A 12089-nucleotide genomic window follows, 5' to 3' on the forward strand; every position below is an offset into this window, starting at 1 on the left:
GCTTTATTATAACTATGGTAAATCTACCTGTCTTCAGGCTTCTTCTGCCGCCGAGAGATAATCACACCGTCGTCTTTAGGCGTTTTGATACCCAAACTTGCCAAAATATCATCGAACCATGCTGCCAGCTCGGCGTGACACATTTGACGCACCGCGTCCGCGCCTATACCCGCCTTTGCCATCAGGATGACCGCCTGACGGTAGCTTTTGTGTGCCGTCAGGTAGCTGCGTTTGACTGCTCCGCCGCCGACGGCGCGTCGGGGCTTGCCGTAGCGGCGGACGGTTTTAGGCGCAAATCCTCCTGAGCCGCCATCACGGTATGGTAGTCTTCGGTAGAGAGGTTTTCCATCAGCCACTGCGCCGTCAGGATGTCGGATGGGATACCTTGGGCTTCAATCTGCTGCGACCAGTAGGTCAGCATCTCTAGGACGTCGCGTTGCAGCAGTTCGGCTTTTTTGGCGTTTTCGGGCAGCTCGGGCAAGTCATCAATCAGGGCGAACGCCGCCAGTTCGCCGCCGACGGTCAGTGGCTTGAGGCGTAATTCAGATACGACTTTGCCATTGTAGGTCAGTCCGTGGGTCAGTTTGACGGTAATCACGCATTACTCCTTGATTTTGTGCAAAGCAATCATCTCAATGTCGATGCGTGCCTCGTTATCGACTTCATATTGCTCGCTGGTATCGACGGTAAAGCAGTCGAGGTAGGAAGTGCGGCGACCTTCGTCGTTGATGGGGTAAATCGTGATTTTCGCCTTGGTGATATTGTCCCAGTCGATTTCCGTACCGTCGATGGGAATGGCGGCGGTAACGCTTAATTTGTGTTCGGTTATGCCGTCACAATAACCGTTGACTCGGCCGTTGCGGTTCATCGTTTTGACCGGCTTGCGGCCTGTAGTGGTTTGCGGCTTGATGCTCACAATCTCGATATCGCGGCCATTGACCTCCATGATCACCGCACCGGCATAAGTTGCATCGCTCATGTTTTATCCTTTTTTAAGGTTTCAGACGGCCTTTAAACCTGTTTTAAACGCCGTCTGAAAAGGGTTACAAAATCAAATCAATGCGCCCGGCAAAGACGTGCAGGCCGTTGACCACATCGGCGGGGATAATGGCATTAACACGGTTGGGGTCGTTTTGCGCACGCGCCACCACCAGCTTGCCTTTGTTGGCCTCGGCGTTTTCGATGATTTCGGCTTGGTCGAGCTTAATCAGCACGTCCAAAATCTCGCTCTTAACCTTGGGCAGCAGGCGGTCGCTCAATTTGTCGCGCGGGAAACGCAGGGCAATGCGCTCTTTAACGCTGCGGCGCACATAATCGAGCGTGCGGATGGTGGTAATGTCGAGTAGTGCCGGGTCGTCGGTGTTGTTGGCCGACTTGGTATAGGTGGATACGGCACGCATAATCTGCACGCGGTTGTTGACCACTGTGAGCGGGGTCAAGCCGTTGTACAGCGCATTGTTGCATTCTGCAAACAGCGGCCATTGCGCATCAGGTGTAACGGCCAGCCCTTTGATTTCCAGCGTGTTCAGCGGCTTGGCAGGGTCTTCTTCAAAGGCCAACACCGCCGCATAACCTGCGGCGATGATGCCGTTTGGCTCTACCGCACCTTTGTACCAAGCACAGGTAATGCGGCCGTCGTTGATTTTGCCGGTAGCGGTGGTGGCCGTGCTCAAGGTCGCACTCATACCCAATACGCCGATACAGCCGCGCTGTTCGATGGCGTTGGATACGTTGGTAATATGGTTGCTCAAGGCTTTGGCGTTGGCGTCATCGCTAAACGGGCTGCAAATAATGTGATAATGCTTGCCCGCCACTTTGGACAAGGCCGTGGCAATGTCCGCATTTTTGGCACCGCCGGTAAATGCATTGGCTTGATAAGTCAGGCCGGTATTGCCGGTGCTCACGGTTAAGCCGCTCTCGTTGCCGATCTCGCCTTTGTGTTTGGCCGTCAGCGTAACGGCTGCGCCGCTGCCGGATGCGGTAACGGTTACATCGGCGGCAGTGATGGCGGTTTTCAGACGGCCTGCCACTGTGGCGGCGGTCTCGCCGGTGTTAACGGCCGTGCTTACCTGCTTACCGCCAATCGTGATTTCCACCACGCCCGGCGCGGTGGCCGTGCCGGAAAGGGTAACGGTTGCGGTTGCCTGCACGCCTGCGCTGTGGTCGGCAATACCGATAACGGTCAAATCCAAATAAGGGTTGTTGGCAAATGCTTGGCGCACCATCAAATGCGCCAGCGAGCCTTGTCCGAACAAATCGGCCGCCTCGGCATCGCTAAATAGTTGCACCGGCTCTAAGGCGGGCTGTATGCCCGCGGTCAGCATGGGTGCAACCATCAATACCTTTTGCGGATTTTGCGGCAACCCTTGCACGGCATTGCGGGTGTTAAATTCAATATACTGCCCGGGCACGCGGATGCTGCCCGGAATCGTGTCAAAATCAATATGGGGCATCATTACTCTCCCTTAGTATTGCGGGTTTTGGTATTTGGGGCGGCATCCTCAACCACCACCAAATCGCCGTCATCAATCATGCGGCGGTAATACAGGCTGTTGCCGTCCACCTCCACCGGCTCTTGGCCGATATATTCGTGCGGGTTGTGTTCGGTCGGCACACGCAGGCCGTCTGCCGCCGTTACTTTGATTTTGCTCATTGCTTATCCTTAAGGGTTAGGTTTACAGGTATTTCATCGGCGGATTGCGGGTCGTAAATTTTGCCGTCCAACCCCTCGAAATCAGGCCACGGCTTGCTCAATGTAACCTGATACTTGGTAAAGATATGGTCTGGGTCGTCGGGATTGTCGGCGCGTTCGGGGTAGCGGTCATTTTCCAACCCGCAGGTGTTAAAGCGGATGGCATACTCAACCGCATATATGCTTACTGCGGCGTTTTGCACCAGCACATGATTGGCAATCGCGCGCACCGCTTTGGGCACCAAGCCGCGGCTATCGGCAAAACCGAGCCGCTGGCCGTCAAGCAGGCGGCGAACAGCGCGGATTAAATCGTTGCTGCCGATTTCGCGGCTGTCGATGCCGCCTTGCCGCTGCGCCTGCTCGTTGCGCAGATTGCGGGCCGCCACCATCACCACAAATTCGGCGGTATCCTGATAACGTCCGCATACGCCGCCGGTGCTGGCAGGCTCAACTTTGCTGCCGCCATACGTTACCCAAACCGCAGGCAGCGTATGGATTTGCCCCGCCAAATCGTCGGCCTCGCCGTTGTAGCTTTTAACCGTGCGCACCATGCGACCCAAGCCCCGTTTCAGACGGTCTGTTATCGCTTGCTCAATATCAGTGATCACGCCCGAACACCTTATTTTTACCGTTTACAAACACAATACCGTCTTCGCCCGCGGCCACTTCTTCGCCGCTATCATCCACGCCCAGCTGCACTTCGCCTTTGGCCATAGCACGCAGCAGGTCGAGCACGTCGATTTTGTAGCGGTTGCGGATTTCGTCGGTAATCAGCACGCCGTTGGCGGCGGTAAGGCGGTAGCGGGCAATATCGCAACACAAGCGCTTGAGGATGGGCGGCACATCGGTAAACGGACGTTTAAACCGACCCAGATAAGCGTCTATTTCTGCGGTGGCATCGGCCAGTGCCACTGCCGCCACATCCTCGTCAATCAAGCCGTCTTGGTTGCGGTCGGTCAGCTGGATAACCTCCAGCTCGCCGAAACGCGCAACCATATCCTTAACCGTCGCGTATGCCATTACTCGACCGCCTTGCGTTGCAGCATAGGCTCGGCGCAGATTGCCTTCCACACCGCTTCGCCGACTTCGGCGCGCTTCACTTCGCGCCAGCCGCCGTCAAACAGCAGGCCGCCGCGCCAAAATTCTTTGCCGTCTGCGCCGGTACTGACGAGCATCACATCGCGGCTGTCCGCCAAAGAGTCGGCGGCGCGTTGCGTATGCTGCGCTTTGAGTTCGGCAAGTTCGGCGGACAGTGCCTTTTTGTCGTCTTCGGCTTTTGCCAAGTCTGTGGTCAGCATTTCGACATCGTTTCGGGCGGCGGCAAGCTCTGCCTGCACGGCGTCCAATTCGGCTTTGATGTCTTCAAACGACGGGGTGGCGGTTTCGGCGGTTTCTGGTTTGTTGTTGGTTTTTGCCATGATGACTCCTTGTTTCAGACGGCCTTTAAATAGGTGTTAAAGGTCGTCTGAAAACGGTTCGGGGTTACAGGTGGACGCAGACGTGCAGTTTCAGACGGCCTTTGAAGGTATTGGTCGTGCCGTTGATTTTGTCGGCTTCCAAGAGTTCGCGGGCTTTGTCTTCCAACTCGGGCGGGACGACCAAGAGGCTGGGTTTCACGTTCAGCACATAGCCGCCGTCGGCTTTGATTTTTTGCATTTTGACGATAATGGCGGCAAGGTTTTCGCGGGTCAGCGCGGTTTTTTCTGCCATGTGCATCAGCTGCCACAAACCGAAACCGGCATTACAACGGCGGCGCGAGCCATACAGATATTCGTCTTCCATAAACACGCGGTCGGATTTGGACGGATCGAATTTGGTTTCGAACTCTGTTTCGGTTCGGTTTTGGAAAATCAAAGGCTTCAGGGTTTTGGTGTCGTCAACAACGTAGAATGTAGGTGCGTCGTTGTCTGTACCGGTAGTCAGGTTGGAATAAGGCGTGTTTTGACCTGTGCCATCGTGGTTTTCGAAAACTGGATGGTCAACGTCAAAGAAGTATTGGCCGTCGTAGCCAATGGTGGTTTTGCCTTTCTTGAGCAGACCCCACACCAACGTATCAGGCAAAGCGGCAGCGGATTCACCCATTGCAGCCATCATTGGGCGGTACATACCTACTTGGTCATCTTCGATGTCAGTGCGAGCCACGCCAACAGTCGCTTCGAATTTTTTATTTTCCAAGCTCATTGCCTGATTGCTCATTTTTTTGATCTGACGTGAGCCGACCCACTCGCGCATTTGCGGGAATTTGCCCAGCCACGCATAAGTATTCGTCGAAGTTGTTGACGGAATAGTCATAGCGATAGCAGGGTAGTCAGGCTTAACCGAATCTAAGCCGGACTGAAACTCTTTGCGGAATGCTGCCGTCAGGGCGGCTAAAATTGCTGCCTTATCCATTACTTACCTTCACTTTCTTTCACTTTTTTAAATTCCTCTGCGGTCATACCCAGCATTTTTGCGGCACGCTCTTCCTCTGCAGTCAGTGCAGCAACACGTTCTTCCGGCGAATTGCCGCCTGTTTGTGTGCCGGATAAAGCTGCGACCGGCTGGGCGTTTTCGATAAAGCCGCTCAAAAAGGCAAAGCCACCCGGCTGTTTCAGCACGCCTTCCGCCCACTCCTTCTGAGCAGGCAACAATTTGCCTGCAGTCAGCGCGGCGGTAATCAATTCGTTGCCTTTGTCTGCTTCATGCTTGGCAGTCAGCGCGGCGACTTGGCTTTGCAGCTCTTGAACCACTGAGATAGGCGCGTATTTAGTCAAATCAGGCTTGGCGGTTTGCGCTGTCAATGCCGCGATGCGGCTGTCTTTCTCTGCCAACTGTGCAAACACATCAGCAGACAAAGCCACGTCTTTCGGCTTGGCTTCGATGAGCGCGGACAATGCCACCTTCAGTTTTTCTTCGTCCGCCTCAGGCAGACCGAACAGTTGCTGTAACAACTCATTCATGGGTTTTGGCTCCGTTTCCGGGTTTAAAATTTGCGCCGACGCAACCGCCAGCACCTCGTCCATGCCGTCCAACGCAGGGAAATTTGTCAGCGCGGCGTGAAAAATCTTGGTTACATATCCCTTTGTGTCATAGGAAAACACAGCAGAGATGTAGCGATACTCTTTTGCGGCAATTGCAGCAGCCGCCTTGTCCGTCCATTCCACTTCGGCAAACATGCCTTTAGGCGTGAACTCTAGCCAACGCATCCAACCGGCGGCAGGTGCAGGTTGTCCGTTTTTCTCTTTGTAGAGCGTCTGGTGTTCATAATCGACAACCAACTGATTGCGCGAACTGTTGGCCAACAGCGCGACATCATGACCGTTCTCTTCGGTCAGATACCACGCAGGGACATCAGTCGGACGACCGTCTACTGCGCGAAATTCGCCATATGGCAGCAGTTGGATTCGCCCGTCTTTTGGCTGCACCTCGAAACTGCACACGACAAGTAGGGTTTTTTGTGCATTTTTGGACATGTGTACCTCTCTCAATACTGTCATTTTGCCTATTTGAAAAAACAACAAAGAGTAGGCGTGCTTCAAACCCTACCGCCATTTTTTTAAAACCTGTCCGCGCGATACACAATTAATCGTTTTCAGGGGCTTTTTAGAAGCGTCTAGGATTGATTTTTATATCTTGGGCAGGGGTTTGTATTACCCGCATAAAAAAACGCGCTAAAAAGCGCGTTTTTGAGGGTTTTATAAATTCACGGTATCAGATCCGAAAAATAATCCTGCACATCGTCCATCAAAGCCTGTTTGTCGTCGTCCGTCAACGTCAAAAATTCCCGTTGCGGAATCCGAACTTTGCGGTTGCGCCCAGCCTGCCCACCGAAGTTATGAATAGCGGCATAGATGATATTGGTGCCGACAAGGGCGGTGTCATTATCGTACATAGTCGAAAAGCTGTCTTTCAGACGCCCGGTATCAGTCAAAGGTTTACCGGCTCGGTATTTCAGCCCCAACCATTTCGGACGGCCTGCGTAGCGGAAATTGAGCTTGACCGCCGTGTGCATGGTTTCGGACAGTCGGCGCATCAGCAGGTAGCGGTTTTCGACACCGTCCCCCAGCCTCTTAAGCTGGTTTTGAATTTCCGAAATATTGTCTATTCTGACTTCAATCATGGTATTATTCCGTACAGACGTTGGAAAAGCGGTGATAACCTCGATACCGCAGCCTGCCCGTTAGGGCGTCCGAGAGCGTGTGCAAGTGATTTCGAGCCTTGCCCAACGTCTATTTCAATACTTCCTTCTTCGCCATAAATTTGGCAATCTCTTTGTCGTTACTGATCCGATACGACTGTAGATAAATCTCATCCACCTCCTTAATATATTTTAAAACCGCCCACAATGCCGAGCCTTTATAGCGAGCTGTGAAAATCAATTCACGATTGTCACGGATGACATGTTCAGGGTTTTGCAGCATATCCGGCAAAAAAGCATAGTAGGAGTCATCGAAATTCTGTCCCTCCCGACTGTCCACCTGTTTGACCAATGTATCATCAGACAGCCACACCGTCGCTCGAGTCATACCTGCCAGTTCTTGCGTTTCCTTGCTCAATACACCCGCAGCAAATTTAAGCTGTCTTGATAGCGCGTTCCGGATTTTGATTTTTTGCTCTTTATCCGGTTTGCCTTCAATGTTCAGACGACCTTTGACCTCGTAAAACTCTTTTTTGAGCTGTTTGAAACTGCTTTTAAAATCGGGACCGCCCATTTCCGCCTTGGCAAACTCATGAGCCAAGGCGCGGTCGTATCTGTCCAAATCCGGGCGGTAGTTCATCCGCCCTGCGTTGTAGTCAAAGCCGCGGTCGGTCGTGTAGAGGCTGCCGTCGGGGGCTTTATAGGCAGTCGTCTGATAGCTGTCGCCTTTCTTGTTGTAGATTTTTTGGGTTTCAACTAGATTTTCCGGCGTGCTTTGTCCGACAATCCGCCCCTGCCTCTCGACATCCCGTTCAGACAGGGCGATGACCGAGCAGCGGCAGTTGTAGCCGTTGGGCGGGTAAAAAGTCGTCCAGAAAGCGTCGTCGTACCGATACACCAGCCCGTCCATTGCGGCATGGGCAGGGCGGGTGCGGCTGTCGCCTACCGAGTCATACATCCAATAAGGCCGCGCATCGACATTTGCCATATAGCCCTGATACTGTCCGGCATTGTAGGCGGTCTGCATGTTGGTGCGGTAAATCGTCTCCAGTCTGCGCGGCGCGCCGAACACCTCGCCAGTTGCAGGGTCGATGATATCCTTACCGTTATGCCCGTTCGGGTGCAGCCAGCCCTTTCCGGAGAGCAGGTTTAAGATGCCTTTGCGCCAATCATCGTATGACTGCCCACTCTTGGCCGATTCAACCATCGATGTTTTGATGTCGTTGAGCATATCCAAGTCGGTCATACGGGCAACCGTATAGACTTTGGCGATTTCAGAAGCGGTCAGATTGCGGTAGCTCTCCGCCGTAACCTTTTTACTTTCCAACCACTCGATTGCCTTTTTCGGCGGCAGACTTAAGGCAAATCCCAAATCAGGCGCGGGCATGGTCTTGTCCCAAGATATCGCTGATAAACAAGGCCTGCTGCATATAAGTACGCAGTTTCGCGTTGTCCAAATTCGGATAAAGCGCATTCAGTGCGGCATCTGCCTCCTCGTAGCTGTTGCAAGCATTAAGTGCGGCAACCGCCTGACGCACCATCGGGTTGAGCTGAGAATTGAAATCGGGTTCTACCAGCGCGTCATCCAACGCGCCGTCCAATATTTCCTGATGCCCGCCCGTAGCCTTAGATGGTACGGCGTGGGCGGATAAAGCCGCCAATGCAGTTCTGTTTACCGGATTGTCCGGTACCTGCCGCGCCAACACAGCCTCACCCTCCTGCACATCTGGAATTACCAGTTTGTTGCGCACCCAGCTTTCGGGGATTTGTACGCCGACATCCACTAGTTTCGGGATAGCGTCGGCGAAGACTGCGATGTCTTCCGGATCGCGCGTGTCAAATTCAAATTTCGGCACGCGGTTTGGGTCGGCATTGGGATAGTTGATTCGCAGGAACGGCCCGATGATTTGGCTTGTGATGGTTTGCGCCACCTGTTTTGCGTCCGATACCAGCAAATCGCGGCGTACTTCGTTGTGGATATTGCCCAGCGCGTTGGTGCTGGATTTTCCGTCCGCGCCGCTGGTCAGCGTTTGCCCCAAAATCAGGCGCGCGGCGGATTTTTCGCACCAGTCGGCCATCTGCAAAAACGGGTTGCTGGTGGCAGTCGTGCCGCTGGCCGCTTGATGCAGCTCGACTTCCATGCCTTCGGGCATGATGCCCGCCGCGTTGTGGCCGATTTCGGCAACCGCGCGCAACAGCGTGCGTTTTTCTGCCTCCGTTGCACCCGCCCCGTATTTGCCGATACGGATGGGCATGCCGTAAAGCTCCAAAAACTCGGCAAAATCATGCACGGCGTAATGCTTAAACATATACAGCCATGCCAGCGTCCGAAATAAGCCGTTACGCGCCTGCTGCACGCTGCGCGATTTTTGGGTATGAACGACCCAGCCCAGCGGCCACAACGCTTCGCCTTCCGGATTTTCACGGGTACGCAGCAGCAGCCCGTCGTCTTTGTCCCATTTGAACCAGCTTTGCGGGCGGTGGATAAAGTTTCGGGGTAGGTAAAGGCCGTCTGAAAATACCCATTCGACCTCCAAAGCAGAAAATCCGTGCCCGACAGCGTCCATCAAATCCATAATCAGGTCTTCGAGGGTAGGCAGGCTGTCCATCATTTCGTAGGCTTGGTCGGACAGCTTTTCTTCTTCGGGCGTCGCATTTCGCGGCGGGGCGACGCGCCAGTTGAGCGTCAGCAGCGCGCGTTTGCGCGTACCCATATTTGCCGCGATGTCGCTGTCGCGCTCCTCAATGTCCGCGAAAAGCTCGTGTTGGGCTCGGATGTCGCCGTTTTCCGCGTCCTCGAAGAGGGCGCGCATTTTTTGAGGCGTAATAAAATTGGACGGATGTTCGGCGATAACTCGACCTGTCGCCGTGATTTGAGCCACATCCGTCTGCAATGCCGTTTCAGGCTTGAGGATTTTGGATTTTTTGTCTTTTTTTGCCATTACCGGCTCCATTTGCTTCTAATGTCATCGTCAAAATCGTCGTCATTCGGGCTTTGCCATTCTATCGGCACACAATTCGCCACCGCCCCCGACCACAGCATATGTACCGCATCGGGGCCGTCGTCATGGTCGGCTTTGGGGAAATGGCGGAACTGCTGCACCAGCGTCTGTTGGCTTTCATTGAGCAGTATCAGCCCGTTAGCCATGTGCGGCTGCAAGGTCTCGATCCGCAACAGCTTGTCCGATACCGGCTTGACCGCGCGGGCGGGTACGGGCAGCCCACGCGCCGCGCTGCGCTTGACCAGCTCGTCTTTTAAAAATTCCTGAAACTGTACCGTTTCGACAAACCACAGCTTACAGCGGTATTGCCGGTGCAGGCGGATGACATCCTCGATAATCAGGTCGGGCAGGCGTTTTTTGATTTGCGCCTCTACGATATAAAGCTTGCCCGTCTGCCGCTGATAGCCGCCAATGATGATTGCCGACGGGTCACGGCTTGCCCCCGCTTTGCCGAGCGATGGGTCGAGCGATCCGAAGTAGACCAGGTCGGACGGCAAGTCTGTCCAGAATTTCATAGATTTTGCAAACGGCGCGTCTTCGCCGGATACGGGGTCGTTTTGGTACTCCGAATCAAACGTCGCGTGTCCGTCGCGGGCGCGGATTTTCATCAGCGCGAGTACGCCGCGAGCCGCCCAAGAAGTGACCGCGCCACGCTCCATCTCGTCTTTGTTCGCCTGATAAAACGCTTCGGCTACCGCCGCACCGTCATTGCGGTACAGCTCTTCCCATCTGCCCCACAAATCCATGCGGTCAGGCCAGCGTTTCATCGCCTTAAACTTGATGCCTTTCCAAAATGGATTGTTTAAGGTGCGGTTCAACACGCTGTCGTAGTGCAAAATCGTGCCGATATAGATCACATCGTATTTCTGACCGACTCCGCCCAGAGGCAATACAGTCTTAGTCAGCCACGCATTGAGCTTATCGCGCTGTTCGGGATTGCGGACTTGCTCGTCATTCTCAATATCGTCCAATATAGTCAGGTCAGGACGATAAGGGCCGTGACGCAAACCGCGCAGCTTTTTACCGCTACCTGCCACTTGGACTTTAACGTCATTGGCCGTCACAATCGTACCGGCCTGCCATACACGGCCTTGCCCGCATACTTCCGGGAAGTCGGTTTTCAAGCGCGGGTTAAATTCAAGTTCCGCCTTGATGGCTTCCAGCATTGGATACGCCTGGTCGATACTGTCCATCACGATGACCGCATAATGTTTTTGGCCGGTCACAATACACCACAGCGTAAACAACTGAGTAACCTGCGTCGATTTACCCTCGCCACGCGGCGCACCCACCGCCTCATTTTCCCCTTTAGGGGAGCGGATAATCTCCGGCAGACGGCTGAATAAAAACTCATGCAGTTCGGATTTTTCAGGGGAGCGGATATAATGGGGGAAGTAGGTATTCACGAAATATTCGTAACCGCCTACCGGGTCAAATACCTTGGCACGACGTGCAGCAATAACCTTGGGCGAAGCATCAAAGCCGTCCACTTCCGCTTCGATGACTTGGCGCAAACTGGCGGCCAGTTCGGCAAGGGATTTGAGGAATTCTTTATTTTTCATATGGAGCGCTCAAAATGGATTGGTTAGACAGAAACCTGCAACGCGAAATATTAAAAGAGCTTAATAACATTTATCCTGATAGCAAGACATATGAATATTGGATAGATGCCGCTATTGCTCAAATTGTAGGGGTCATAGAAACAGTAGGAGAGGCAGAACTATATATTGCAAAGCGATCAGCAAATCTGCGATATTTGGCAGAACATGGTTTGGTTGTTTGCAACGATAAGAATTTAAGCGCTACCGTTAAAATCACAGCCAAAGGCATAGATTTCCTTACCGATGATGGCGGCCTATCCGCCATTCTTGGTGTCGTCACGGTCAAACTACACAGCGACACCATTCAAGCCTTACTGGATGCCAAAATCAACGAAGCAAACATCCCTCCGGAAGAAAAAAGCAGACTAAAGGGCATCTTAAGCAAAATGGGAGATGTCGCATTGGCGAAATTTACCGAGAAAGCCATCGACGCTGTTACATCTCCTCAAATTATCAATCTGCTGCAAAGTTTATAAAGAAATACAAAGGGTCGGGTTTGATAAGCCGACCTTTTTTCAGACGGCCTTGTAATAGTGAACGACAGGTTTTCTTAGCGGTTTGGGATAAACCTTGAAACAAAAAGGAAGTGGCTCTCCCGTTTTCATTTCATGCATGGCGGACATAAAGTAAAAAAACTGGTCGGCCAGCCAAAACAACGGCTCCAGCTTATAGCGCGG

At 53.3% G+C, this 12089-nt stretch carries 15 protein-coding genes; 1 reads left to right on the forward strand and 14 read right to left on the reverse strand.

The annotated features are described in order from the left end of the window. Positions 1-23 precede the first annotated feature (23 nt). From ACTHUT_RS08530 to terL, 14 genes are all read right to left on the reverse strand, one after another. On the reverse strand, positions 24-182 hold the full coding sequence (locus tag ACTHUT_RS08530) for a hypothetical protein (RefSeq protein ID WP_250600796.1): 159 nt from the start codon (positions 180-182) through the stop codon (positions 24-26). Positions 183-217: 35 nt separating this feature from the next. Beyond that, positions 218-598: a hypothetical protein gene (locus ACTHUT_RS08535; RefSeq protein WP_070749453.1), complete on the reverse strand. Its 381-nt coding sequence runs from the start codon at positions 596-598 to the stop codon at positions 218-220. A 3-nt stretch (positions 599-601) separates the two neighbouring features. After that, entirely contained in the window at positions 602-979 is a 378-nt protein-coding gene (locus ACTHUT_RS08540) for a phage tail protein (RefSeq protein WP_250600798.1), read from the reverse strand. A gap of 64 nt (positions 980-1043) precedes the next feature. Next, complete coding sequence (locus ACTHUT_RS08545; protein WP_250601755.1) at positions 1044-2453, reverse strand: phage tail sheath subtilisin-like domain-containing protein; 1410 nt, start codon at positions 2451-2453, stop codon at positions 1044-1046. 2 nt (positions 2454-2455) lie between these two features. Then, complete coding sequence (locus ACTHUT_RS08550; RefSeq protein ID WP_002225238.1) at positions 2456-2653, reverse strand: DUF2635 domain-containing protein; 198 nt, start codon at positions 2651-2653, stop codon at positions 2456-2458. After that, complete coding sequence (locus ACTHUT_RS08555; RefSeq protein ID WP_250600800.1) at positions 2650-3300, reverse strand: phage protein Gp37; 651 nt, start codon at positions 3298-3300, stop codon at positions 2650-2652. The genes ACTHUT_RS08550 and ACTHUT_RS08555 overlap by 4 nt, the downstream gene beginning before the upstream one ends. Then, on the reverse strand, positions 3290-3712 hold the full coding sequence (locus ACTHUT_RS08560; protein ID WP_250600802.1) for a gp436 family protein: 423 nt from the start codon (positions 3710-3712) through the stop codon (positions 3290-3292). Before ACTHUT_RS08560 ends, ACTHUT_RS08555 begins: the two co-directional genes overlap by 11 nt. Beyond that, positions 3712-4110, reverse strand: a complete 399-nt coding sequence (locus ACTHUT_RS08565) for a hypothetical protein (protein ID WP_250600804.1) — start codon at positions 4108-4110, stop codon at positions 3712-3714. Before ACTHUT_RS08565 ends, ACTHUT_RS08560 begins: the two co-directional genes overlap by 1 nt. Positions 4111-4174: 64 nt before the next feature. Continuing rightward, the gene (locus tag ACTHUT_RS08570; RefSeq protein WP_118779234.1) at positions 4175-5083 is read right to left on the reverse strand and encodes a Mu-like prophage major head subunit gpT family protein; all 909 of its coding nucleotides are present in this window, start codon (positions 5081-5083) and stop codon (positions 4175-4177) included. Beyond that, complete coding sequence (locus tag ACTHUT_RS08575; protein ID WP_440418732.1) at positions 5083-6144, reverse strand: phage protease; 1062 nt, start codon at positions 6142-6144, stop codon at positions 5083-5085. Before ACTHUT_RS08575 ends, ACTHUT_RS08570 begins: the two co-directional genes overlap by 1 nt. Positions 6145-6374: 230 nt before the next feature. Continuing rightward, entirely contained in the window at positions 6375-6791 is a 417-nt protein-coding gene (locus ACTHUT_RS08580) for a phage virion morphogenesis protein (RefSeq protein WP_250600808.1), read from the reverse strand. A 109-nt stretch (positions 6792-6900) separates the two neighbouring features. Beyond that, on the reverse strand, positions 6901-8196 hold the full coding sequence (locus ACTHUT_RS08585) for a phage minor head protein (protein ID WP_250600811.1): 1296 nt from the start codon (positions 8194-8196) through the stop codon (positions 6901-6903). Then, positions 8183-9751 carry a DUF935 domain-containing protein gene (locus ACTHUT_RS08590; RefSeq protein ID WP_250600813.1) on the reverse strand — a complete coding sequence of 523 codons (1569 nt, stop codon included), beginning with the start codon at positions 9749-9751 and terminating at the stop codon, positions 8183-8185. Before ACTHUT_RS08590 ends, ACTHUT_RS08585 begins: the two co-directional genes overlap by 14 nt. Further along, the gene (terL, locus tag ACTHUT_RS08595; protein WP_250600815.1) at positions 9751-11373 is read right to left on the reverse strand and encodes a phage terminase large subunit; all 1623 of its coding nucleotides are present in this window, start codon (positions 11371-11373) and stop codon (positions 9751-9753) included. Before terL ends, ACTHUT_RS08590 begins: the two co-directional genes overlap by 1 nt. A gap of 14 nt (positions 11374-11387) precedes the next feature. On the opposite strand from terL, the gene ACTHUT_RS08600 reads away from it, so the two are divergent. Next, the gene (locus tag ACTHUT_RS08600; protein ID WP_250600817.1) at positions 11388-11888 is read left to right on the forward strand and encodes a hypothetical protein; all 501 of its coding nucleotides are present in this window, start codon (positions 11388-11390) and stop codon (positions 11886-11888) included. The last annotated feature ends 201 nt before the right edge of the window (positions 11889-12089 follow it).

The sequence above is a fragment of the Neisseria sp. P0022.S010 genome (assembly GCF_051956635.1).